Origin of the sequence: Pseudomonas sp. 10C3, assembly GCF_036346185.1 — a bacterium.
In the GTDB taxonomy this organism is placed as follows: Bacteria; Pseudomonadota; Gammaproteobacteria; order Pseudomonadales; family Pseudomonadaceae; genus Aquipseudomonas.
The window spans coordinates 43,930-68,080 of sequence record NZ_JASJVE010000012.1 but is presented as its reverse complement, the minus strand read 5'-3'; the positions used below and the strand labels follow the sequence as shown (position 1 = coordinate 68,080).

Genomic DNA, 24,151 nt, shown 5'->3' with positions numbered 1-24,151 from the left:
GACCTCAATGGATTTGAATGCTGAAGTTGATCATTTGGTAAAGGTATCCCAGTCTTGGGTTCCCATGTTTCTGCAGTATGGCAGCCGAGTGTTGCTGGCCGTGGTTACTCTGGGTATCGGCTGGTGGCTGATCAACAAAGTGACGCGCAAACTGGGTGGGCTACTGGCGTTGCGCAATGCCGACCTGGCGTTACAGGGATTTATCAGCAACCTGGCCAACATCGTCCTCAAAGTGCTGCTGATCGTCAGCGTCGCGTCGATGATCGGTGTCGAAACGACCTCGTTCGTGGCCGCCATCGGTGCTGCGGGTCTGGCCATCGGTCTGGCGTTGCAGGGCAGTCTGGCGAACTTCGCTGGCGGTGTGCTGATTTTGCTGTTTCGCCCGTTCCGCATTGGTGATTGGATCGAAGCCCAAAACATCAGCGGCACGGTCGACAACATCCTGATCTTCCATACGGTTCTGCGCACGGGTGATAACAAGACCGTGATCGTGCCTAACGGCATCCTGTCCAATGGCATCATCACCAACACCAACCGTCAGCCAACTCGCAAGGTGGTCTTTGACATTGGTGTGGAGCATGACGCTGATCTGCGGCAAGCCCTGCAGGTGTTGCTGGAGATGGCTCAGGATCCTCGCGTGCTACAGGATCCGGCGCCTCAGGCGGTGGTCACGACGTTGGGCGAGAATGCTATTACCCTGTCGTTGCGTGCATGGACCAAGACCGGCGACTATGCCGATGTCGTCGCTCATTTCAATATTGAAGCGCGGGATCGTTTGAAGGCCGCCAACATCAATATCCCTGCACCACAGCGGATGGTTCGCGTGGTGCAGGAGTCGGCCGCACAATAAGCCGGCTCTGCTGAAAAACAAAAAGCCCCGCGAGTCGGGGCTTTTTGCTTGCCGCGCAACCTAAGGCTGTTCGCTGACCGATGTTTCAATCGCTTCCGGCACCTGCACCGCTTTGGCCCGTCGTGCCTCCTGAGCCCATTGCAGGGCGATCATCACCAGGGTTGGTAACCCGAGCACGGCGGTGATCAGGAAGAAGGTGTGGTAGCCAAACCTTTCTACCATTACCCCGGAATAGCCACCTATCAGGCGCGGCAACAAGAGCATGATCGAGCTGAGTAGCGCGTATTGTGTCGCCGAGAACTTGAGGTTGGTCAGGCTCGATAGATAGGCGACGAAAGCAGACGTAGCCATCCCTGCGCTGAAGTTGTCCAGGGAGATGGTCACTATGAGCATCCGCAGGTTCGGGCCCATGTCTGCGAGCATTAAAAACAGCAGATTAGTGGCCGCTGAGGCAAAGCCGCCGATGAACAGGATCGGCAGAATGCCGAAACGAACGATCAACAACCCACCAAAGCCCGCGCCCAACAGGGTCATGACCAGGCCGAAGAGCTTGCTGACGCTGGCAATCTGGTCCTTGGTGAAGCCCAGGTCGATATAAAATACGTTAGCCATGACACCCATGACCGTGTCTGACATTCGATAGGTTGCGATCAGACCTAACAGCAGAAAAGCCTGCCAGCGATAGCGCCTGATGAAGTCGTTAACGGGAGTCAGGACGGGTGCAAGCCCGCGTCGACCAAAGGATGACAGGCACAGGGTGGTCAGTGTGATGTACAGGATGGCGCGTAGAAACGCTCGGTCTTCGAGCAGCAGAGTGACCCAGCTGGTGCCGTTGAACAGCACGCTGGCAAAGTCCGTGTAGTACAGCTGGGTGAACATCGCGGGTACTGAAACCAGCAAGATGATCAGCACAAAGACTGACGCCAACTGGTGGTTGAATCCATAGCGCGCTGCGGACAGCTGGGTGCGCAACGGTACCGGTGGCTCTCGCATGACCATCGTGGTGACCAGTGCGGGCAGCATCAAAAGGCCGAACAGAATGTAAGTGCCCGCCCACGCCGAATGTTTGTAGCTGAAGCCAGTCGAGCCGAAGCCTTCGGCAAAATACAGCGCCCCCGCAGTGGAAAGCAGAGCCGCAACGCGGTACCCGGACATGTAGCTCGCTGCCAGGGCGGCCTGGCGGCTGTCTTCAGCGATTTCCAGACGATAGGCGTCGATGGCGATGTCTTGCGTCGCAGACGAGAACGCAACCAGCACGGCAATAGCAATCAGCCAGGACAGGTGTTTTTGTGGGTCGCAAAAACCCATGCCGATCAAGCCAAGCACTATCAGGGATTGAGACAACACCAGCCATGATCGTCGGCGGCCAAGTTTGCCAAGAAAAGGCAGGCGCCATTGGTCCAATAGGGGTGACCAGACCCACTTGAAGGCATAAGCCAGGCCGATGAGGCTGGCATAACCGATGGTTTCACGTGCGACGCCCGCTTCGCGCAGCCAGACCGACAGCGTGGAAAACACGAGCATATAAGGCATGCCCGCAGCGAATCCGAGCAGTAATAGCACTAACGTCGAGGGGCTGGCATAAGCGGCGAGCGCGGCGCGCCAGGATTTACGGGGCATGGGCTGAAGTCTGCCTCAGGTTACGAAAACAAAGGGCGCACTCTAACCGCTGTGCTCTATCGGGCGCCAGCCATGGCACTGAATATCTACTCGATTATTTTTGATGATGACGCCTTCAGCCCTTAGACGCGCACGTTGTTCGTCGCCTGAGGCGGTTCCGACCGGCAAACTGAGTTTACCGCCCGCCCCCAGCACCCGGTGCCAGGGGAGGGAGGTGCCCTGCGGTAATTGGCTCAACGTGCGCCCAACCCAGCGTGCGGCACGCCCCAGTCCGGCAAATTCAGCCAGCTGTCCATAGCTCACGACCTTGCCTTCCGGGATTTGATGGAGGGTCACGTAGAGCGCTCTACGCCGGACTTCGGCCGGCGTTAATTGAGCAGAGTCGTCCTGTTTTGGCGGGTGATCGGTCACGCGTTTATTCCTGTTGAAAGGCGCTTGAAGGCAGGGTTTGTGGAACTACAGCCCGCGTAATGGGTCTTTTGTTGCTCGTTGTCGTCCTGGAGATGATGCCCGATTCCCCTGTAAACCTGAGCCTTGTCGTTGCTTATGCTGTCTAGAACCTTGCTGTGCATTGCTATTATCAGCACCTCCATACCTGTACTCGCCGATACCGTCTGGTTGAAAAATGGTGATCGGCTGACGGGGACCATTAGAGTCTTCGATGGCGGTAAGTTGTTGCTCCAGACCGATTATGCCGGAGCGATCCCGCTGGACTGGAAACAGATCAAAACCCTGGAGAGTGATCAGAAGCTTCTGGTCAAACAGGACAAGTACCCCGGCGAAATCGCCAAGTCGTTGCAGCCGGCCGAGGATGGCAAGGTGACGCTGGCCAATGGTGAGGCGCCCAAGACTGTCGAGCTGGCCAGCATCCAGCAGATCATGAAACCCAAACCGGTGATTACGGATCTGGTCTGGAAAGGCAGCATCGATGCCGCGCTGGATTTTCAGCGTGCGGAAAAGAACACCGACGATTACAACATCGCCTTCAAGACTTCGGCGCGTCACGGCGATTGGCGGCATAACGCCAAAGGCGAGTACAACCGCGAAACTCAGGATGGCCTCATCAGTACCGATAACTGGAGCGCCGAGTACTCCATTGACCGTTTCTTCACCGAAAAATGGTTCTGGGATGGTCGTGTTACCTACAAACGCGACGATATAGAAAATTTGACCCGCCAACGTACAATCGGTACCGGTCCGGGCTATCAGTTCTGGGATGACGAGCTGGGTGCATTCTCGCTGGGTTCGTTGCTTAACCGCACCGACTACGAATACGCGGACGGTCAGAAAGCCAATTTCTATTCCGCGGGCATGAAGTGGGATTACAACCGTTTCTTGATTGGCAAGAGGGTCGAGTTTTTCACCAATGGCGAATTGAACAAATCACTCACGGGCGTTGCCAATTACAGTCTGGACAGTGAGATTGGGCTGCGTTACAAAGTTACCGAATGGGCCTCGCTCAACCTGAAGGCTGAGAAAAACCTCATTAGCGGTTCTTCCGACGGGGATCTCGACAAGACCCGCTATACGGCTGGCTTTGGGGTGACGTGGTAAGCCTCCGATGAGGCTATCGCAGGGGCGCTTGCAACCAGGCATTCCCCTGCCCTGCGAACGGATCAGGGTCGCGTCCGACTGACGCGATCTCCCTGATCAGCAATAGAACCTAGATCCGCAACCCGCCGTCCAATTCCAGAATACGACCGCTGAAGTAGTCGTTCTCCAGAATATAAGCTGCCGAATGGGCGATTTCTTCAGGTTTGCCCATGCGCTTGAGCGGGATGCCTGAGGTCATTTTTTCCAGCGCTTCAGGCTTCATGCCCAAGGTCATTTCAGTTTCGATGAAGCCAGGGGCAATGCCTGCGACGCGGATGCCATAGCGTGCCAGTTCCTTGGCCCAGGTCACGGTGGCGGCTGCGACACCGGCTTTGGCCGCCGAGTAGTTGGTCTGACCGACATTGCCTGCGCGGGAGATCGAAGAGATATTGATGATCGCGCCCTGATTCTTCAGTTCGATCATCTTTGCTGCCACTTCACGGGTGCACAAGAATACGCCGGTCAAATTGACGTCGATGACCGCTTGCCACTGCGCCAGGGACATCTTGGTCATCTCGCCGTCCTTGACCCTTAGCAGCAGGCCGTCACGAAGAATCCCTGCGTTATTGATCAGGCCGTGAATCGCGCCGAAGTCCTCGGCAACTTGAGCAACCATCTGCGTCACTTGTTCTTCGTTAGCGACGTTGCACAGGTAAGACCGTGCTTCCACGCCCAATGCCTTGCAAGCGGCAACCGCTTGATCAAGCTTTTCCTGATTCAAGTCCACCAGGGCCAGCTTCGCGCCTTTGGCCGCGAGATATTCGGCCATCGAACGGCCCAAACCCTGGCAACCGCCAGTGATAATAATTATCTTGTCTTTCAAATGCATGCGCGTGCCCAATAAAACAGTCGGTGGTTATCCTTACCAGATGACCCACACTCGCGGAGTCCGCGCTTGGAGTTGCTCTGGTGGCGCTGCAAAAATACCGAGCGCCCGTCCGTTTTCGACGGATTCTATATAAGGAGTCATAAGATGAGCGTTAATGCCGCTAAGCATGCCCGAGAATTGCTGCTCAAGGAATACCGGGGTGTGCTGTCCACTCACTCCAAATCCATGCCCGGCTTCCCGTTCGGCTCTGTGGTGCCTTATTGCCTGGATGATCAGGGCAGGCCACTGATCCTGATCAGCCGCATCGCCCAGCACACGCATAACCTGCAAAAGGACCCCAAGTGCTCGCTGCTGGTTGGAGAGCGCGGAGCTGAGGATGTACAGGCGGTGGGCCGTATCACCCTGCTGGCCGAGGCCGAGAAACTGACCGACAGCGCTGCCATTGAAGCGGCTGCCGAGCGTTATTACCGGTATTTCCCCGAATCGCAGAGCTATCACAGTGCCCACGACTTTGACTTCTGGGTGCTGGTCCCGGTGCGATACCGTTATATCGGCGGTTTTGGCGCGATTCACTGGCTCGATGAGGTCGCCCTGGCCAATCCGTTTGCTGGCGCAGCGGAAACCGCAATGGTCGAACACATGAATAACGACCACGCTACCGCCATCGCCCATTACGTCACGCTGTCCGGTCTGCCGCAGACGCAGCCCGCACAGATGGTCGGTATCGACAGCGAAGGTATGCATTTACGCATAGGGCAGGGTCTATACTGGCTGGCTTTTGCTTACTCCTGTAACACTCCGAAACAAGTTCGCGAAGCCTTGGTCCAGCTGGCCCATGCTGAAAAATGGCCGGCGAATGAAGCCCAAGAGGCTTGAATTCACGATTTGGCGACGTCACATAGGGTTTATTGGAAGTCATTCTTCCGTTGAGGAACTCATTTGATGCGCGTTTTTCTGTTGCTCTTTCTACTGTTTCCAGTGCTGGAACTGTTTGTTCTGGTCAAGGTGGGTATGGCCATTGGCTTTTTGCCGACCTTCTTGCTGGTGGTCGCCAGCTCCATGCTCGGCGTATTCGTGATCCGGATCGCAGGCTTTGCCACGGCGCTGCGTGCCCGCGAGAGCCTGGCCCGCGGCGAGCTGCCAGCCCAGCAGATGCTGGAAGGTCTGATGGTCGCCGTCGGCGGTGGGTTACTGCTGCTGCCTGGTTTTATCAGTGACGTACTGGGGCTGATCTGCCTGTTGCCGTTCACCCGTAAGGTGCTGGTCAACACGTTGCGCAAGCGCGCTGAAGAGCAAGCGATCCGCCAGCGTGCGTTTGCCGATGACGTACGAGCCGCGGGTGGCCCGGAGCGTCCCGGTGCCGCACACCCCGGCAACCGTCAGCCTAACGTGATCGAAGGTGAGTTCGAACATCGCGATCGGTAAGCGTTCTAGCCTGTACGCAACGGCCTGTGCGGGACCGTCCGGTGCCGCATATGTTTCAAAAGGCTGTATCTGTCTGCAAAAAAATTACACGCCAAGCCTTGTAATCACCTTGCTCGCCCTTATGTAAGGGTCACCGCAAGGTTTCTGGTGGATTCGCCAGACCGTATTCTGCGGTTCGCTCGTCGAACCGTAACCGGCAACGCCGGATGTTCTAAACCGCCGGTGCAGTCACCGGACGTTCAAAACCATAATTAGGAGATCGACAATGAAGCTTCGTCCTCTGCATGACCGCGTCGTAATCCGTCGCAGCGAAGAAGAATCGAAAACTGCTGGCGGTATCGTTCTGCCGGGTTCGGCTGCTGAAAAGCCAAACCGTGGCGAGATCCTTGCTGTTGGTACCGGCCGCGTGCTGGACAACGGTGAAGTGCGTGCGCTGGCCGTAAAAGTAGGCGACAAAGTGGTGTTTGGCCCTTACTCCGGCAGCAACACTGTGAAAATAGACGGCGAAGACCTGCTGGTGATGAGCGAGAACGAAATTCTCGCAGTCGTCGAAGCCTGAGTATTTCCCGCGAATTTCCGTTACTACCCAGTATTTAAGGAATAACGATCATGGCTGCAAAAGAAGTTAAATTCGGCGACTCCGCCCGTAAAAAAATGCTCACCGGTGTCAACGTCCTGGCTGACGCAGTTAAAGCGACCCTCGGGCCTAAAGGCCGTAACGTCATTATCGAAAAAAGCTTTGGCGCTCCGCTGATCACCAAAGACGGCGTCTCCGTTGCAAAAGAAATCGAACTGAAAGACCGTTTCGAAAACATGGGCGCGCAGCTGGTTAAAGACGTTGCTTCCCGTGCAAACGATGACGCAGGCGACGGCACCACCACCGCTACCGTTCTGGCTCAATCGATCGTCAACGAAGGCCTGAAAGCCGTCGCTGCCGGCATGAACCCAATGGACCTGAAGCGCGGCATCGACAAAGCGACCATCGCTATCGTTGCTCAGCTCAAGCTGCTGTCCAAGCCTTGCACCGACACCAAGGCCATTGCTCAGGTGGGTACCATCTCCGCCAACTCCGATAGCTCCATCGGCGACATCATTGCCGAAGCTATGGAAAAAGTGACCAAAGACGGCGTTATCACCGTTGAAGAAGGCACTGGCCTGGAAAACGAATTGTCTGTTGTTGAAGGCATGCAGTTCGACCGTGGCTACCTGTCCCCGTACTTCATCAACAAGCCAGATACCATGGTTGCCGAGCTGGACGGTCCGCTGATCCTGCTGGTCGACAAAAAAATCTCCAACATCCGCGAAATGCTGCCAGTTCTGGAAGCAGTGGCCAAAGCTGGCCGTCCGCTGTTGATCGTTGCTGAAGACGTTGAAGGCGAAGCCTTGGCGACTCTGGTTGTGAACAACATGCGCGGTATCGTGAAAGTTGCAGCCGTCAAAGCTCCTGGCTTTGGTGATCGTCGCAAGGCCATGCTGCAGGACATCGCTGTTCTGACTGGCGGTACCGTTATCTCCGAAGAGATCGGCCTGAGCCTGGAAACCACTACCCTGGAACACCTGGGTAATGCCAAGCGCGTTGTGCTGAACAAAGAAAACACCACCATCATCGACGGTGCTGGCGTTCGTGCCGATATCGACTCGCGTATCGCTCAGATCCGTACGCAAGTAGCAGACACCACGTCTGACTACGACAAAGAAAAACTGCAAGAGCGTCTGGCCAAGTTGTCCGGCGGCGTTGCAGTAATCAAAGTCGGCGCCGGTTCCGAAGTTGAAATGAAAGAGAAGAAAGCCCGCGTTGAAGACGCCCTGCACGCAACACGTGCAGCCGTTGAAGAAGGCGTGGTACCTGGCGGTGGCGTGGCACTGGTTCGCTCCCTGCAAGCAATCGCTGGCCTGAAAGGCGACAACGCTGATCAGGACGTCGGTATCGCTCTGCTGCGTCGCGCTGTAGAAGCTCCACTGCGTCAGATCGTTTCCAACTCCGGCGACGAGCCAAGCGTAGTTGTCGACAAGGTCAAGCAGGGTTCGGGTAACTTCGGTTACAACGCTGCTACTGGCGAATACGGCGACATGATCGAAATGGGCATCCTTGACCCAGCTAAAGTGACTCGCTCTGCTCTGCAAGCGGCGTCCTCCATCGCCAGCCTGATGATCACTACCGAAGCGATGATCGCTGAAGTGGTTGACGACAAGGCTGCTGGCGGCGGCATGCCGGACATGGGCGGCATGGGTGGTATGGGCGGCATGATGTAAGCCAGCTTTACCTCTCCCATAAAAAACCCCGCTTCGGCGGGGTTTTTTTATGGCGGGTAGTCGGTGAGGCTGAGCTGTGCGGCGAGCGTTAAAGTTCCGCTCCGCACACAGACTCAGAATCAACCAGCCTTGGCGACCAGAGGTTTACTCGCCGGGACTATCTTCGGTTCAGCGCGGTATAACACGGCGTAATACGACCCCAGGCAAATCAGCCAGCAGAACACCGCTGTCCAGACGTTGTGAGAGAAGAAGTGCGCACCTTGCAGCATTCGACCAATCGAGAAAATCGTGCCCAGGCTGAAGGCAAATACCAATGCGGCTCGTGCCAGGCGAGGACGGCGATCACGCAAGGCGAAGAACAGTGCGAACAGGGTAAAGCCGGTCGCAGCATGACCGCCGGGCCAGCAGCGCCCAGGTTTGTCGGTCGCAGGACGAGGGCTTAGCAACTCGCTGTAGGTTTCTTGGCCGCCGAACTCAGTCAGGCTCCATGGGCATTGCACCGAGGTGACGACTTTGACGGGTGTCACGAAGGCGGTGGACAGCGCCATGGACAGTACCAGGCAACCCAGTTCGCGGCGCCACGGTTTCAGGCGCTGCACAAAAAAAGCGCCGGCAAAGGCAGCCAGGGAAATAAGACTGAACGCAATCACTGCCTGTTTTGCGCGGTTGTGGAGGACGTCTTCAAGGAAATTGCTGTGTCGACCGATAAAGTCTCCCGCTACCGGGTCATAGAGGTGCCTGGCGATATCCATGTCCAGGGAGGTCAGTTCCAGCAAGATCAGAATGACCGCTGTAACGGCGGGGACACCCAGGCACACCCAAAGATTGAGTGGGCGAGAGTAGGGGCGGGCAAAAGGTGAAGGCATGAAATATCCTGAGCGCATAGAGAGAGGGTCCAGGCCGATCAGCCTGGAGCATGATGAATATACTGACGCTCGGCAGCCCCCCGGACAAACCAGTGGTGGACCGTAAAGGCCAATAGCGCGCCGGCGCCGATAGCGCTAACCGTATTGATGATTCCTGATCGCAAAGGCCAAAGTCTGGCAGCGCCACTGTAATGCGGTTGTGAACCCGCTGTGAAAAAAACGTTGAGCGAGATCGACCCAGCGACCCGGTCCTGACCGTTAGAACTGGTCGAGCGCGTCACTTGGCCTTAAGCTGCGCCAGCTTCAAGGCCTTAACAGCATACAGAGAGAGTACCCCATGCGAATTCTGCTGGTTGAAGACAACCGCGACATCCTGGCAAACCTGGCGGATTACCTGGGTTTGAAGGGCTATACGGTCGACTGCGCGCAGGATGGGCTTTCCGGTTTGCATCTGGCGGCCACCGAGCACTATGACCTGATCGTGCTCGATATCATGCTGCCCGGTATAGACGGCTATACCCTGTGCAAGCGGCTGCGCGAGGATGCCCGGCGCGATACCCCTGTAATTATGCTCACCGCACGCGATCAACTGGACGACCGGCTGCAAGGCTTCCGTTCCGGCGCTGACGATTACCTGCTCAAACCCTTCGCCTTGTCCGAACTCGCTGCACGAATCGAAGCGGTATTGCGCCGTGCTCAGGGGGGAGGCAGGCGCACCCTGCAGGTCGCTGACCTGATTTACGACCTCGATACCTTAGAGGTGACTCGGGAAGGGCGCCTGCTCAAACTCAACCCTGTCGGCCTCAAGCTCTTGGCGGTATTGATGCAGAAAAGCCCGCATGTGCTGCGTCGGGAGATTCTTGAAGAGGCCCTGTGGGGCGACGATTGTCCAGACAGCGACAGCCTGCGTAGCCATGTGCACCAGTTGCGTCAGGTGATCGACAAACCGTTTGCCAAGCCGTTGCTGCAGACGGTACATGGCGTTGGGTACCGCTTGGCCGAGGGCCGTGATGGAGTTTAAACAAAGCCTTGCCCAGCGGATCATCATCGCGTTCGCGTTGATGAGTGCGTTGGTTGCAGGATCGTTCGCCCTAGGCATCGTGGCAACCGTCCATGTGGTCGAAGAAAAGCTGATCTCCGCAGGTCTTGGGAGCGACCTCAACCGCTTGTTGTTGATGGACAGCATTAGCGACTGGAGCCATCGCCCGGAGCCAGGTGAGCTGTTCTATTTCAGCGACGGCCGTGGTGAGTTCGATTTGCCTAAAGATTTGCGGCATCTGGAGCCAGGGTTTCATGAAGTCTTTCGTGATGACCTTTCCTATCACGTCATGGTGGTCGTCGTCGACGGACGTCGATACGCGTTGTTGAAGGATCAAAGCGATTTTGAAGAGCGTGAACGGGTGCTGTTCGCGGTGGTGCTGGTCGGGTTCGTCCTTGCGCTGGGGCTGGCAGTGTTCCTCGGCTGGATATTGGCGCGAAAAGTAATGGCGCCGGTGGTAAGGCTGGCCAGACAGGTCAGGCATCGCGATCAACTGTTGGGGCTTGCGCCGCTCTTGGCGCCAGACTATGCCGCCGATGAAGTGGGTGAGCTGGCCGTGGCCTTTGATACCACGCTCGGGCGTTTGCGTCAGGCCCTGACGCGAGAGCGCTTGTTCACCAGTGATGTCAGTCATGAGCTGCGCACGCCGCTGATGGTACTTGCCAGCTCCTGTGAGTTGCTGCTTGAAAATCCGGCCCTCGATCAGCGCGCACGCGCTCAGGTGCAGCGTATTGCTCGTGCCTGTGAAGAGATGCGTGATCTGGTGCAAACCTTTCTCATGCTGGCGCGGACCCAGCGTGAGGATTCGGACATGGCGCCGAAGCTATCCCTCGCTGCGGCAGCTGATCAGTTGATAACGTTGTGGCGAGAACCCATTGAGGCCAAAGGTTTGACACTGTTGTTTGAGCCTGGTCAGTCTTCGGACACAGGCTACAACGCCACGTTCCTTCATGCGGTGATGGGCAACTTGCTGCGCAACGCATTGCATTACACCGACAGCGGGTTTATCCGGCTTACGCTAGAAGCAGAAGGCTTTGTGGTCGAGGACAGCGGTGTCGGGATTCCCGAGGAAAAACGTGAAGCCATGTTCCAGCCGTTCGTGCGCGGCAACGAGCAGCGAGGTGAAGGGTTGGGCTTGGGGCTTTCACTGGTCCAGCGGATCTGTGAAAACCAGGGCTGGAGCGTGAGTCTGAGCAACGTAGAGCCAAATGGCTGTCGTTTTAGAGTTGACTTGAAGGTGGCGCCACGCTGAGTTTTGGCGGAGGCGCGGCCCAATGCCTTGTAATACCATTTGCAAAATAAAGGAACCGTTTCGCTCGCAGAGGTGTCCCACGTTGGCTTTGCTGCGTGAGTTTCTGCGGGTAAGGCCGAGTTTATTTATTGCGCAAGAGGTAACAGGATGACGGTGGACTTTGTCGCAGAACCGAATGTTGCAGTTCAGGATCGTTTCGCGTACTTCTGGACCCGGCGAGGAGAGTGGGTCGACGAGCCCGATCTTCGTCGCCATTCGTCGTTCAGTGCAACAGCATGGCAGAAACTCGTCTACTTTTACGAGACGGCGTTTGGCAGCGCTATCAAAGGCTTGCATTAATGAAACTCGAAATAGCCCGAGGTTTTTTTTTGGTGGGGGCTTTAGGGATCGCATCCTTGGCGCTGGCCCTCTGGGAGCAACCTGGGCCCAAGATATTGAGTGCGCAACATGGCGAGGGTCGATGCCTCTTGCCACGTGTGGCCAAGGTTCAGGAGTCTATGAGGCCCGATCATGACCTATTACTGTTTATGTATGGCTTGACTCAAGGGGTGAGACAAGAAAATTGAAAACTTTCGTCAATCAAAAGGCTCCGTTTTTACGGGGCCTTTTGGTTTCTACAGATCAAGGGCCAGATCAGCCCTCTTGTCAGGTGCCGCCAGCAGCGTGTACACGCACGGCAGCACGAACAGGGTGAACAGCGTGCCGATCGACATTCCCGTGGCAATCACGGTGCCGATGTCGAAGCGGCTGACGGCCCCGGCACCGGTAGCAAGAATCAGCGGCACCATGCCAAATACCATCGCAGCCGTGGTCATCAATACCGGACGCAGACGAATCGCAGCGGCTTCTTCGACCGCTTCGCGGGCGCTCAGGCCCTTGTCGCGGCGTAATTGGTTGGCGAACTCAACGATCAGGATGCCGTGCTTGCTGATCAGCCCTATCAGCGTCACCAGTCCCACCTGTGTATAGATGTTCATGCTCGATAGCCCCAGAAACAACGGAATCAGTGCCCCGCAGATCGATAGCGGGACCGTCACCAGAATGACCAATGGGTCTCGAAAGCTTTCGAACTGCGCCGCCAGCACCAAAAAAATAATCGTCAGTGCCAGAGCAAAGGTCATCCACAAGGCATTGCCTTCCTGCACGAACTGCCGCGCAGCGCCCGCATAGTCGTAGGCATAACCGTGTGGTGCTTCTTCTGTGGCGATCTGGCGAACGGTCTCGATAGCCTCGCCCATGCCGACAATCGGGAAACCCTGAATAATCGCCGAATTCAGTTGCTGAAACTGGTTCAACTGACGCGGTTTGGCCCGGTCATGGACCTTGATCAGCGTCGACAGTGCCAGGAGTTCGCCTTTGTTGTTCTTCACGTAGTAATTGTTCAGCCAGTCAGGATTGTCCCGATACGGCCGTTCGACTTGCGCGATGACCTTGTAGCTGCGGCCATCAAGGGTGAAACGGTTAATCTCCGCTTCGCCGAGCAATGTTGCCAGCGTGCCGCCCAGATCGAGCATGGACACACCCATCTGCGCCGCCTTGGCCCGATCGATATCGACCACTACCTCGGGCTTGTCGAAGGCCAGATCAATATCGAGAAACGCAAACTTGCCTGACTCGGCCGCGCGCGTCTTTATCCGGGTGGCCACTTGCAGCAGCGACTCATAGTCGTTCGGCGTATTGATCACGAACTGGAAAGGCAGGCCTTCGCCCGTACCCGGCAGCGACGGCAAGTTGAAACCGAACACTTGCAGGCCCGCGATCTTCGCGACTTTGGCCTGCAGCTCAGGCAGAAGCTGCATCTGCGTGCGGTTGCGCTCGTTCCACGGCTTGAGCAGGAAACCGCCGATACCGGTCTGCACCCCGTCAAAGCCATTGATCTGGAACGAGGAGTAATACTCGGGAAACGTCCTGAAGATCCCGATGAACTCATCGGTGTAGGCGTTCAGGTAGTCGAGATTAGTCGGTTGTGGCGACGTGGCCATCATGAAAATGATGCCCTGGTCTTCATCGGGCGCCAATTCCGATTTGGTGAACTTGAGCAGCGCCGGAATCAGGCATAACACGATCAAGGCAAACACCAGCACCACGGGCCGCGTATTCAGCGTGCTGTGCAGCATGCGTTGGTAGCGGGCCTTGAGGCGTCCGAAGGTCTGATCAAGTTTGTGCGACAGGCCACGAGGATTCTCGTTGTGACGTAAAAGCAGGGCGCACATCATCGGCGACAACGTTAGCGCTACCACTCCCGAAATAACCACCGCGCCTGCCAGCGTCAGGGCGAACTCCTTAAACAGGGCCCCGCTCAGGCCTTGAAGAAAACCGATGGGTGCATAGACGGCTGCCAGGGTCAGGGTCATCGACACCACCGGCCTCGCGATTTCCCTGGCGCCTTCAATGGCCGCGTTGAACGGCGTCTTTCCCTCCTCGATATGCCGATGGATGTTCTCCACCACCACAATCGCATCGTCCACCACCAGCCCGATCGCCAGCACCATCGCGAGCAAGGTCAGCAAGTTGATCGAGTAACCCATCAGTTGCATGAAGAACAACACGCCGATCATCGACAACGGAATGGTAATCACCGGGATCAGCACCGAACGCAGGGCGCCGAGGAACAGGAACACCACGACAATCACGATCAACACCGCTTCGATCAGGGTTTTCATCACCTCATGAATCGATGCCTGAATAAACAGGGTAGCGTCATAGGCAATGGAAATTTTCAGGGTGGGCGGCAACTGGTTTTCCAGCTCCGGCAAGATCTTGCGCACTTCCTTGATCACGTCCAGCGGGTTGGAACTGGGCGTACCCCTGATAGCGATATAGACCGACGGCGTGCCATCGAAAGAACTGATCGCGTTATAGTTTTCCGCCCCCATTTCCACTCGGGCGACATCGCTGAGCAGCACGCGGCGGTCGCCCGAGATTTTCAGCGGGATGGCGGCAAAGGCTTCGGCAGACTTCAATTCGGTGGCAGCATTGATGCTGGTGACCACGTATTCGCCTTTTACTTCGCCGGCAGCGGACAGGTAGTTGTAGCGGCGCACGGCCGCAGTGACATCACTGGCGGTCAGGCCGTAACCGGCGAGGCGCACTGGGTCGAGCCACAGGCGCATGGCAAAGACTTGATTGCCGATAATCTCTGCTTCGGCCATGCCCGGCAGGGTCGCAAGCTTGGGCTGAATCACCCGTGACAGATAGTCGGTGATCTGCGGGTTACTCAATTCGCTGCTATAGAAGCTGATGTACATCAGGGCGGTTGAATCGGCGGCCTGCTTGTTCAATACAGGGTCTTCAGCGTCTTGCGGCAGCTTGTTCTTGACCTCGTTGGCCTTGGCCAGCAGCTCGGTGAAGAGCCGGTCGCTGTCCGCACCGATGCGTGCATAAATCGACACCACCGAAAAGTTCTGACGACTGACCGAGGTCATGTAATCAATGCCTTCGGCGCTGGCCAGACTCTGTTGCAACGGCTGGGTGATATAGCCCTGGATAGTCTCGGCGTTGGCCCCGGGGTAAGCCGTTGTCACAGTGATCAGGGCGTTTTCCATCTGCGGGTATTGGCGAATGGTCAGCTTGCCGAATGCCTGGAAGCCCAAGAGTACAATCAGCAGGCTGATGACGGTGGCCAGCACCGGACGACGGATGAACGGATCTGTAAACGCCATGAAGAATTCCTTGATCAGTCAGCGCGTGGCGGGCTGTTCTGTTCGGCTTGCAGTGTCTTGTCGGCACTGATGGCGACATGGGCTCCAGTGTCCAGTTTGAGCTGGCCAGCGCTGACCACCCGTTCACCGGCGCTCAGCCCTTTGCTGACAACCACTCGACCATTGCGGTGCTCGCCCGTCTCGACGAAGCGCCGCTCCACGGTCCATTGCGGCTCGCCTTTGGCGTCTTTTTCGGGCTCGCCCCCGGCGGTTTTTTTCGCCACCACGAGATACACCGAATTGCCGTAGAGGGTATAGCTGATCGCGCTTTCCGGGACCACCACGCGGGTGCTGGCGCCGGGTAGCAATACCTGCAGACTGGCGAACATCCCCGGCAGCAGCTCGCCGCCAGGGTTAGGCAGCGTGGCGCGGACCAGTATGTTGCGCGTGGCGTCATCGACTTTCGGGTTGATTGCGCTGATTTTCGCCTCAAAGGTTTGTGCCGGATAGGCCGCTACGGTGACCAGCGCTACCTGGCCAACCGCCAGTTTCGGCACCGCTTGCTCAGGTACATAGAAGTCGACGTACAAACTGCTCAAATTCTGCAACGTGGCGATCATCGTGCCGCTCGCGAGGTAATCACCGACATCCACCTGACGAATGCCGATGGTGCCGCTGAAGGGGGCGAGGATGCTTTTTTTCGCCAACGCGGCATTTAATTGTGCGACCGAGGCGTAGGCTTTTTTCAACTGTGCGGCGAGCCGGTCGAAATCGCCTTTGGAGATGGCCTGGCTACCGACCAATTGGCTGCCACGTCCGTGCTCAATCTTCGCCAGGCCCAATTCAGCTTCAGCGGTGCCCAACAGCGCCCTTTCAACATCGCTGTCCAACTGCAGGAGCAGCTGACCAGCAGTGACCTTCTGCCCGGACTCGAACTGCAAGGCCTTGACCGTCCCTGCAATCTCCAGGCTCAGATCGACCCCTTGCAAGGCCTTGAGGGTGCCAATCGCCGGGAGCTGACTCTGCCACGGTTGTTCGTTGGCGGTAACGACGGCAACATTGATGGGCGGTTTGGGGGTGGCGAATACCTGGATCTGCCGATAGACGGAAAAGGCTTTATAGCCCGCTAGGCTCAGCGCCACGAGCAGCACAACCCCCAACATGATCAGCATCCGGCGACGCAGCATATTCCACTTCCTTGGAAAAACCGTTGAATCGGGCTAGCACATGAATCCCGCCGCCCCGGCGTTGTCTCGGGGCGATACTGCAGGAACTACGGGCGTGCTGGTTCAGGATAAGCCAGCTTTGCTGGCCCTGCATCAAACCAGATGCAGATGGTTATCCCAGAGCCCCGCCGGCAATTCAAGAGGCTTTGCCAGCAGCTCTGTTTGCCGACAATCGTAGAATCGACAGCGTCCCTGGCCTGAGGTGACGACGAAACCATCCGTCACTGCGCCGACGCCTGCGCAGTCGGCCAGTGACGCATCGAGACGCACTTCGCCGCTGTCCAGATCCCAGATAAAAAAGCGGTTGCCGCGCGGTGCGGTGAGGGCCACCAGACGCAGTTCGCTGTGCACTGCAACGCTGGCGGTGTAGTGATTCATCGCCTGCGATTGGCTGTCGGCCACCGGGAACGCCACGAAGGGCTGGCCGGGGCGTTTGATCGCCAGCAGTTCAGACGACTCGTGTGCTTCGCCCATGAACTGCTGCCCCGCGACAATCGTGCCGTCGCTGGCGATGGCCAGATGGCGGATGCTGTTCATCGACTGGCTGAGGGCTTCTTTGCTCAACAAGGTGCCATCGCGCTGCATCAGCACCAAGCTGGGCTGCATGGCATTGAGGTTCATTTCGACCCGGCTTTCGGCTTCGGTGCGAATCCCGCCGTTGGCGACCACCAGGGTTTCGCCATCGGGCATCCACGACACCTGATGAGGGCCGACGCCGTGGGTAGGGATTTCGCCACTGTGTACCAGGCGTTCGTTGACGAACTGATAGACGCTCAGCACCCCGCGTCCTGGGTCGGTGGTGTCGTTTTCAGTGGCGTACAGCCATTCGCCACTTTTGTGAATGACGGCGTGGCCGTAGAAGTGCCGGTTGGGCCGGGACGTGAGGGTCTGGAGCAAACGACCGTCCCGCAAGTCGAGCAGGTAGCTTTGCGTCCCGGGCCTGCGCGCGACGAACAGCGCCAAGGGCAGGTCAGGGTGATTGATGATGTCATGGCAACGTTGGCCGACCTGAGTGGCGAAGACTTGGCTGCCGTCCAGACGATACCCCACGGCATAGTGCTTGCCGTTGCCATCGTCCCGAGCGGAAAGCAGCAGAGGGTTCGCCCCTTTTTGCCGAAACCCCTTTTGCTGAAAGAGTGTCCAGCCGCCCAGCGTACAAGCGCCGAGCAGCAGACTTCCAAGGGCCAGGGCCTGACGTCGCAACATATCAGTCACCATCATTAGCGTTGAAGCCAAGCTGGATATCCAGCGCCTTGGCGAGTTCGCCTTCATGCAAACGATGGAGGGCGTTGAGGCTGTCGTAGAAGGCATTGAGCTGCTGACGACCAGCGTCGGTGGCGAGCAGGTCGGTCAACGGAGGTTTCAACGCTGAAAGCAGCTGGCGGCTGGCGGCATAAGCGGCATCGATTTTGTCGGCCAGTGGTTTTTGTTCGGCGGGCAGCAGGCCACGCAGGCCGTGGTTGTCGACGCCAGACCACACCGTCTCGGCGCTGATCAAGCTGGCTTCCAGGCTACTGAGCGATGCCTTGCTGCGCCAGGCGTCGGCCTGGAACGGCTGTGGTATGCCCTTGGTCTGACGACCCAATGGCGTGCCAAGTTTTTTCTTCAGGCTGTCCAGTGCGGTGACCTGCACCCGAAGCAATTCAGCGATGGCTTCATGGGCGTCGGCATAACGCGGATTAGGGAACTTGCTCAATTGTGCGAGCATGCCATCAGTGCTGTTCCAGCCGGTCAGGATCTCCTCGGCCAGCGCTTTCTGGCGCTCACCGATAGCGATCAGCAGGGGGCAATAACGGGTTTTTTGCTCGGTGTTGGCCATGTCGACATTGGCGTCGAACAGGATGTATTCATACGCCGAAAGGCCCTGCACCACGACGCTGGACTTGCTCAGTGCGTCGGCATTGATCTGCGGTTGTGCGCTGACCAATTGCTCTACCTGGCGCCCCACTAGGTTCTTTTTGTCTGGCCAGAACTGGACTTGCCAGGCGCGATTGCCTTCGGCCAATGGACCAATCAGCAATGGCTGTAATTCAGCCCAGGCTTTTTGCGCGTGCAGGAAGTCGGCGCGGGCGGTGTCCAGGTCTGACGTGCCCTGACAGAACGCCAACGCGCTGATCGACAGTTGGCGGTCGGCATCGACCCAGCGACTGTAGGTCGGCAGTATCACCTGTTTGGCGATGGCGGCAGACGTCACGGCCTGTGGGTCTTGTGGCGAGCAGGCGGCGATGGCAAAGGCGGCCAGGCTGGTGAATAACAGTTTGGGGCGGAACATGTCCGGCTCCTCTTCTCATCAATAGGGATTACATCGTTAAAGCGAGTTCAAAAACGCTAATAATGCAGTGCGCTGTTCGGCGCTAAACGCCAATACTTGTTGCTGCGCGGCGTGCGCTTCGCCACCGTGCCAGAGCACGGCTTCAAGCAGGTTCCGAGCGCGACCGTCGTGTAAAAACTGTGTGTGCCCGCTGACTGTTTCGGTCAGGCCAATGCCCCACAACGGCGGAGTACGCCAGTCGCGGCCAGTGGCTTGAAACTCGCTGCGATGGTCGGCCAGTCCTTCGCCCATGTCGTGCAGCAACAAATCGCTGTAAGGGCGGATCACTTGATTGGCCTGCTCGGGTTCGGCGGCGTTGGCACCCGTGGTGAACTGTGGCGTATGACACTGCTGACAGCCTGTTTGATAAAACAGAGTCTTGCCGGCCAGCACCTGTCGGTTGTCGACATCCCGTCGCGCGGGCACTCCCAGGTTGCGGCTGTAAAACAGCACCAGACGCAGGATGTTATCACTGACCTCCGGTTCGCCTTCAGGGCCTTTACCGGTTGGCGCGTTGAGGCAGTCGATTTGGGTCGAGGTGCAGTCATCGGCGGTTTTGAGGCCGGTGGTCAGGCCCATATCGCCCGAGAAGGCGTGCGCATTTTGCTGGTTGAGATTCGGCTGCCCGGCTTTCCAGCCAAATCGCCCCAGCACGATTTTCTGTTGTGCGTCGTCCCAGACCCGGTTGGGGCGCCCGGTAATGCCATTGTTCCGTTGGTGTTGAGTGTCGGCGTTGGCCAGAATTGCCGCATCCGGGATCGCCTCCAACAGACCTAACCCAATCATCGGTGGTGCGACCCGCGCGGAGAAAAGGGTGCCGGGGTGCATCGGTCCATAGCCGAGTTGGGTAATCTGCAGTTTGGGCTGACGTAATTCGATCCGTGTGCCGTCCTTGAAGGTCACCGGCAACAGCTCATAGTCGACGCGAACCTTACCTTCCGGTGCGACGCCGGGGATCGCCATGTCCTGCAGTTGCCCGCCATACACCGGTTCGGGCAGCACGCCCGATTGCTCAATGAGTGTGGCGTAGGCGGGATCATTGGGGATCGACAGGCGCACCAGCATCGACACCGCATTGCTGTCGCCTGGTGCAGGTGGATGGCCGCGGCCGTCCTTGATGTGGCAGTTCTGGCAGGCGTTGGTATTGAACAGCGGGCCCAGGCCGTCACGGGCGGTGGTGGTCGACGGCGCGATCACCCACGGGCTGCGAAAAAAGCTATTGCCGACGCTGAAATCCAGACGCCGTACAGGCGAAAGATTGGCTGAGGGCAGCGAAAAAGCATTCCGGTCTGTCTTGCTCACCGTCGCGCTTCCCCCCGACAACGCTTCACCCGGCTCGGCTTTAGTGAAACGCGGCGCGTGATCGCACGCACTCATGGTCATGACCAGGAGCAGGGGAAGGGATAGGCGGGATAGCAAGGGAATCACTGGAGCATCCTGATAGTGCGGTTTTGGCCTGACATACCGCTTTCGTGAATGAGTTCACTCCCACAGGGAATCGCATGTTTTCTGTGGGAGTGAATTTATTCACGAAGAGGCCATCACACTTACCTATGTAATGGGTATGAACCTTGAATCAGAGCTCGTGATCAGCGTTGTCCGGGTTCAGGTCGGTGATGCCGAGCTTGGTCGCAGCTTGTTCGATGGCGCCGGTCTGGGTGACCAGTGATGCGATGGCATCGCGCACGATCTGGTTGCCCTGGGTGTTGCCGGCAGCGATCAGTTGATCGAAGTGCTCGCTCTTGTTGGCATGGTCGACGATCACTTGCAGCTTGGCCTGCGTGGCGTTCAAGTCGGCCTTGAGCGTGGCGTCGGCGGTGGCGTCCGCTTTGGCGACCAGCGAGGACAGGCTTGGGCCGCTGATTTTGTTGCCGTCCACACGGGTGTATTCACCCAGATAGACGTTGCGGATGCCCAGACCATTGTAGAAGTGAGAGTTGTGCGTGTTGTCGCTGAAGCAGTCGTGTTCGTCTTCGCTGGAGTTGGCTTCCAGCGCGACTTTCATGCGTTCGCCGGCCAGTTCGCCGAGGGACAGGCTGCCCATGCCGAAGAGCATTTTGCGCAGACCGCTTTCGCCGGACTCGGCTTCCAGCGAGGCGCGGTAGTTGCCTGCAACACCTGGTTTCCAGTTGTCGACCATTTTTTCCAGATCGCTGACCAGCAGGTCGGTCACTGCTTTGAGGTAGGCGCGACGACGATCATTGTGGCCGCCAGTGCCCGCTGCGCCTTCGACGTAATCAGTGGCCGGGCGCTCGCCGGCACCTGGACCGTTGCCGTGCAGGTCCTGGCCCCAGAGCAGGAACTCGATGGCGTGGTAGCCGGTGGCGACGTTGGCTTCGGAACCTCCCAACTCGTTGAGGCTGGCCAGTTTTTCGCCGGTGATTTGCTTGACGTCGACTTTGTCTTCGCCAACCTGGATTTCGGTGTTGGCGATGATGTTGGCGGTCGCGCCCGGGTTGCCCAGCGCGTGCTGGTAATCGCCAGCTACGTAGTCGATCAGGCCTTCGTCCAGGGGCCAGGCGTTAACCTGACCTTCCCAGTCATCGATAAGGGTATTGCCGAAGCGGAAGACTTCACTCTGCATGTAAGGCACGCGAGCGGCGACCCAGGCAGCACGGGCTTTCTTGAGGGATGCGTCGTTGGGGGTGGCGAGGAAGTCGTTCACCGCCGTGCGCAACGTTTTCGCAGTGGATTCGGCATCGCTGAACACGGCGAAGACCATGTTGGTGTAGTTGGCGACCACTGCCTTGGCCGCGACGTCGTCGAGCTGGCCTGCGGCAACAGGTGTTGTGGTAGCAGCAACCGGGGCTTGCGGCGCGGCGGCTTTGTCCTTGCCTTCGCCGCAGCCAGCGAGCGAGATAGCGAAGGCCAACAGACTAGCGGTTGCGAGAGGCATACGAATCATGACGAAATCCTGCGTCGAGAAGTGAATAACACGCGTTAGCAATTGGAAAGGCGGCGCCATAATGCGAAAGATATGCATTCTATGTAAAGGGGCCGCGCAGAAAAACTTGGTTACTCAGCATTTCGGCGTGTAACTGCGGGGGGAAGGAGTGGTAGAGCGGGGCCGTTCCGGGTTACAGGATTTCCGCGTTGGAGCGCTGGGCTTGCTTCAAGTAAGCCAGCAGTTCACGGGCGGGCAGGGGCTTGCTGTAGAGGTAGCCCTGGCCTTCGTGACAGCCTTCAGAAATGATGTAAGCCTCTTGTTCGGCTGTTTCTACGCCTTCGGCAATCACCTGCATGCCGAGACTTTTACCCAGCTGGATGATAGCGCGCACGATAGTGGCGTCATCGTCGTCATCAATCAGGTCCTGGACGAAGCTCTTGTCGATCTTGATTTTGTCCAGCGGCAAGCTCTTGAGGTAACTCAAGGAAGAATAGCCGGTGCCGAAGTCATCAATAGCGATCAACGCGCCGGAGCGGCGCAGGCTAAGCAGATGCTGGGCTGCGGTGCTGATGTCTTCCATCAGGCCGGTTTCGGTGACCTCCAGTTCCAGGCTGCGCGGCGGCAGGCGGTAAATCTGCAGCAGGTTGTTTACCACGCGCGGCAATTCGGCGTGGTGCAGTTGCACGGTGGACAGGTTGACTGCCATGCGCAGGTCACTGAACCCCTGGTCGTGCCATTCGCGTAACTGCCGACATGCCTGATCGAGTACCCACTCGCCAATCGCGATGATCGTGCCGTTCTGCTCGGCCAGCGGAATGAACAGGTCAGGCGGTACCAGGCCGTGCTCGGGGTGCTGCCAGCGTATCAAGGCTTCAACCCCGACGACGCGGTGATCGCGGTAGCTGATCTGCGGCTGGTAGACCAGATACAGCTGATCGCGTGGCAAGGCTTCGCGCAGGTCTTTTTCAAGCTCACGGCGTCGACGCATTTCGCTGTCGACGCTAGCGATATAGAACTGATACCGATTGCGCGACCTGGACTTGGCCAGGGTCATGGTCTGTTCGGCTTTTTGCAGCAGCTTCTCGGTGCTGTCGCCATCTTCTGGGAACAAGGTGATGCCGATGGTCGCGCGCAGACGGATTTCCTGCTGGTCCAGCGCAAAGGGGGCTTCCAGATCGTCGAGGATATTCTGCGCCAGCTCGGCGGCCTCGTAGGGCTGTTCGATATCGGCTTGTACCAACGCAAACTGATCGCCGCCCAAACGGGCGAGGGCACCCAGTCGGCCGCTATGGCCACGCAGGCGGTCAGCCAGCGCCAGCAACAGTTGGTCGCCAGCCTGGTAACTGAACTGTTCGTTGATGCCTTTAAAGTCATCAAGCCCGACACACAGCACCGCAACCCGACGTTGCAGGCGGCCGGCATCGACCAGAATTTTGTCCAGTTGTTGTTGAAATTGTTGGCGGTTGGGCAGTCCAGTGAGGAAGTCGTACTGGGACATGCGCAGCAGGCTGTTCTCGGCTTCGTGGCGCAGATGCGTGTTGCGTTCAATCGAGGCCAGCAATTGGTTGGCGGTGGTGACCCAAATGCCTAATTCATTTTTTTCATGACCCTTGAGCAGCGGCAGTTGATACTGGCTGGGGCGGTCGGGGTTGATATGGGCCAGGTGTTCAATGATTTTCGACAGCGGTTTGGTCAGCAGCCAGTGATAGACCAGGTACAGCACCAGGCCCATGGCCAAGGCTCGCAGCACGCCGGAAATGAAGATGATCACTGAACTGACGATAAAACTTTCGCCATAGGTGGCGGTATCGAGGGTGATGCGCAGGTCGCCGTAATACTCACTGTACGGGCCATGACCGACCAGCTGAGTAGTGAAGCTGCGCTCCTGTCCGAGGATCAGGTCGGTCAGCCAGCGGGTGGACGTCTGTTTCAGTTCCCGGGATTTCTCCGCGAGCATGGTTTCGTTCGGATGCCCAATGGACGCCATGCGCACCGCATTGTCCTGAAACAGTCCCTCGATGACCTGCATGCCCATCTCCCGGTCCAGGCTGTACACCGCCTGGGTCGAGGGGTCTCGGAACATATCGAGGATGCGTCCGGCATCACTGGCGACGGCTTGTCGGGTCTTGTAGGCGTCGAAGACGATCTGCGCACAACTCAAGACCACCCCTACGATCAACGTCGAGAGCAGCACCACGCGCAGCAGCTTTACCGACAAGCTGTTTCTGAGTTCCAGCTTCAAATGGTTATTCCTTAATCCGTGCTGGGAGCGTGTGACCGTGTGCGAGTATTGGTAAACACAAGCGGCTCGTCAAAGGGGCAATCACATCTGTAGGTCAGTTGCGTGTACCCGGCGTTA

Annotated in this window: 20 protein-coding genes and 1 pseudogene; 10 read left to right on the top strand and 11 right to left on the bottom strand. The window is 57.7% G+C overall.

Going from position 1 to position 24,151, the window contains the following annotated elements; translation table 11 throughout:
- The first annotated feature begins 7 nt into the window (after nt 1-7).
- Nucleotides 8-850 carry a mechanosensitive ion channel family protein gene (locus tag QN399_RS13325; protein ID WP_322217929.1) on the top strand — a complete coding sequence of 281 codons (843 nt, stop codon included), beginning with the start codon at nt 8-10 and terminating at the stop codon, nt 848-850.
- Between the two features lie 60 nt (nt 851-910).
- On the opposite strand, the gene QN399_RS13320 is transcribed toward QN399_RS13325, so the two are convergent.
- The gene (locus QN399_RS13320) at nt 911-2,470 is read right to left on the bottom strand and encodes an AmpG family muropeptide MFS transporter (RefSeq protein ID WP_322181774.1); all 1,560 of its coding nucleotides are present in this window, start codon (nt 2,468-2,470) and stop codon (nt 911-913) included.
- Between the two features lie 42 nt (nt 2,471-2,512).
- On the bottom strand, nt 2,513-2,881 hold the full coding sequence (locus QN399_RS13315; protein WP_322181772.1) for an MGMT family protein: 369 nt from the start codon (nt 2,879-2,881) through the stop codon (nt 2,513-2,515).
- 135 nt (nt 2,882-3,016) lie between these two features.
- On the opposite strand from QN399_RS13315, the gene QN399_RS13310 reads away from it, so the two are divergent.
- Nucleotides 3,017-4,024, top strand: coding sequence for a DUF481 domain-containing protein (locus QN399_RS13310; RefSeq protein WP_322181770.1), 1,008 nt, complete (start codon nt 3,017-3,019; stop codon nt 4,022-4,024).
- A gap of 109 nt (nt 4,025-4,133) precedes the next feature.
- Here the strand turns inward: QN399_RS13310 and QN399_RS13305 are convergent, their stop codons facing one another.
- Entirely contained in the window at nt 4,134-4,892 is a 759-nt protein-coding gene (locus QN399_RS13305; RefSeq protein WP_322181768.1) for an SDR family oxidoreductase, read from the bottom strand.
- Between the two features lie 144 nt (nt 4,893-5,036).
- Here QN399_RS13305 and QN399_RS13300 point away from each other — a divergent pair, with 144 nt between their 5' ends.
- The 4 genes from QN399_RS13300 (at nt 5,037) to groL (ending at nt 8,570) form a co-directional block, all read left to right on the top strand.
- Nucleotides 5,037-5,768: a HugZ family protein gene (locus QN399_RS13300; RefSeq protein WP_322217923.1), complete on the top strand. Its 732-nt coding sequence runs from the start codon at nt 5,037-5,039 to the stop codon at nt 5,766-5,768.
- 66 nt (nt 5,769-5,834) lie between these two features.
- A complete protein-coding gene (locus QN399_RS13295) occupies nt 5,835-6,317 on the top strand; it encodes an FxsA family protein (protein WP_322181764.1) in 483 nt (160 codons plus the stop codon).
- A gap of 265 nt (nt 6,318-6,582) precedes the next feature.
- Complete coding sequence (locus QN399_RS13290) at nt 6,583-6,876, top strand: co-chaperone GroES (protein WP_322166002.1); 294 nt, start codon at nt 6,583-6,585, stop codon at nt 6,874-6,876.
- A gap of 50 nt (nt 6,877-6,926) precedes the next feature.
- Nucleotides 6,927-8,570, top strand: coding sequence for a chaperonin GroEL (gene groL, locus QN399_RS13285; protein WP_219062231.1), 1,644 nt, complete (start codon nt 6,927-6,929; stop codon nt 8,568-8,570).
- Between the two features lie 119 nt (nt 8,571-8,689).
- On the opposite strand, the gene QN399_RS13280 is transcribed toward groL, so the two are convergent.
- Nucleotides 8,690-9,436: a phosphatase PAP2 family protein gene (locus tag QN399_RS13280; protein WP_322181761.1), complete on the bottom strand. Its 747-nt coding sequence runs from the start codon at nt 9,434-9,436 to the stop codon at nt 8,690-8,692.
- 337 nt (nt 9,437-9,773) lie between these two features.
- Between QN399_RS13280 and colR the strand changes: the two genes are divergently transcribed.
- The 4 genes and pseudogenes from colR (at nt 9,774) to QN399_RS13260 (ending at nt 12,293) form a co-directional block, all read left to right on the top strand.
- A complete protein-coding gene (gene colR / locus QN399_RS13275; RefSeq protein ID WP_259098423.1) occupies nt 9,774-10,457 on the top strand; it encodes a two-component system response regulator ColR in 684 nt (227 codons plus the stop codon).
- On the top strand, nt 10,447-11,727 hold the full coding sequence (locus QN399_RS13270; RefSeq protein ID WP_322181759.1) for a HAMP domain-containing sensor histidine kinase: 1,281 nt from the start codon (nt 10,447-10,449) through the stop codon (nt 11,725-11,727). Before colR ends, QN399_RS13270 begins: the two co-directional genes overlap by 11 nt.
- A 243-nt stretch (nt 11,728-11,970) precedes the next feature.
- A pseudogene (locus tag QN399_RS13265) lies at nt 11,971-12,066 on the top strand (InaA protein); the annotation flags it as partial.
- Nucleotides 12,066-12,293 (top strand): hypothetical protein, encoded by a 228-nt coding sequence (locus QN399_RS13260; protein ID WP_330201029.1) that lies wholly within the window; start codon nt 12,066-12,068, stop codon nt 12,291-12,293. The pseudogene QN399_RS13265 and the gene QN399_RS13260, both read left to right, overlap by 1 nt.
- 48 nt (nt 12,294-12,341) lie before the next feature.
- Here QN399_RS13260 and QN399_RS13255 read toward each other — a convergent pair whose 3' ends face one another.
- The 7 genes from QN399_RS13255 to QN399_RS13225 form a co-directional block, all read right to left on the bottom strand.
- Nucleotides 12,342-15,389 (bottom strand): multidrug efflux RND transporter permease subunit, encoded by a 3,048-nt coding sequence (locus tag QN399_RS13255; protein WP_330201028.1) that lies wholly within the window; start codon nt 15,387-15,389, stop codon nt 12,342-12,344.
- A 14-nt stretch (nt 15,390-15,403) separates the two neighbouring features.
- Nucleotides 15,404-16,555 carry an efflux RND transporter periplasmic adaptor subunit gene (locus QN399_RS13250; RefSeq protein ID WP_322217915.1) on the bottom strand — a complete coding sequence of 384 codons (1,152 nt, stop codon included), beginning with the start codon at nt 16,553-16,555 and terminating at the stop codon, nt 15,404-15,406.
- Nucleotides 16,556-16,687: 132 nt separating this feature from the next.
- Nucleotides 16,688-17,800 carry a DUF1513 domain-containing protein gene (locus QN399_RS13245; RefSeq protein WP_322181753.1) on the bottom strand — a complete coding sequence of 371 codons (1,113 nt, stop codon included), beginning with the start codon at nt 17,798-17,800 and terminating at the stop codon, nt 16,688-16,690.
- A 1-nt stretch (nt 17,801) separates the two neighbouring features.
- The gene (locus QN399_RS13240) at nt 17,802-18,866 is read right to left on the bottom strand and encodes an imelysin family protein (RefSeq protein WP_322181751.1); all 1,065 of its coding nucleotides are present in this window, start codon (nt 18,864-18,866) and stop codon (nt 17,802-17,804) included.
- A 36-nt stretch (nt 18,867-18,902) separates the two neighbouring features.
- Nucleotides 18,903-20,288, bottom strand: a complete 1,386-nt coding sequence (locus tag QN399_RS13235) for a di-heme oxidoredictase family protein (RefSeq protein WP_323566115.1) — start codon at nt 20,286-20,288, stop codon at nt 18,903-18,905.
- A gap of 193 nt (nt 20,289-20,481) precedes the next feature.
- A complete protein-coding gene (locus QN399_RS13230; RefSeq protein WP_330201027.1) occupies nt 20,482-21,810 on the bottom strand; it encodes an imelysin family protein in 1,329 nt (442 codons plus the stop codon).
- A gap of 172 nt (nt 21,811-21,982) precedes the next feature.
- On the bottom strand, nt 21,983-24,034 hold the full coding sequence (locus QN399_RS13225) for an EAL domain-containing protein (protein WP_322181747.1): 2,052 nt from the start codon (nt 24,032-24,034) through the stop codon (nt 21,983-21,985).
- Nucleotides 24,035-24,151 lie beyond the last annotated feature (117 nt).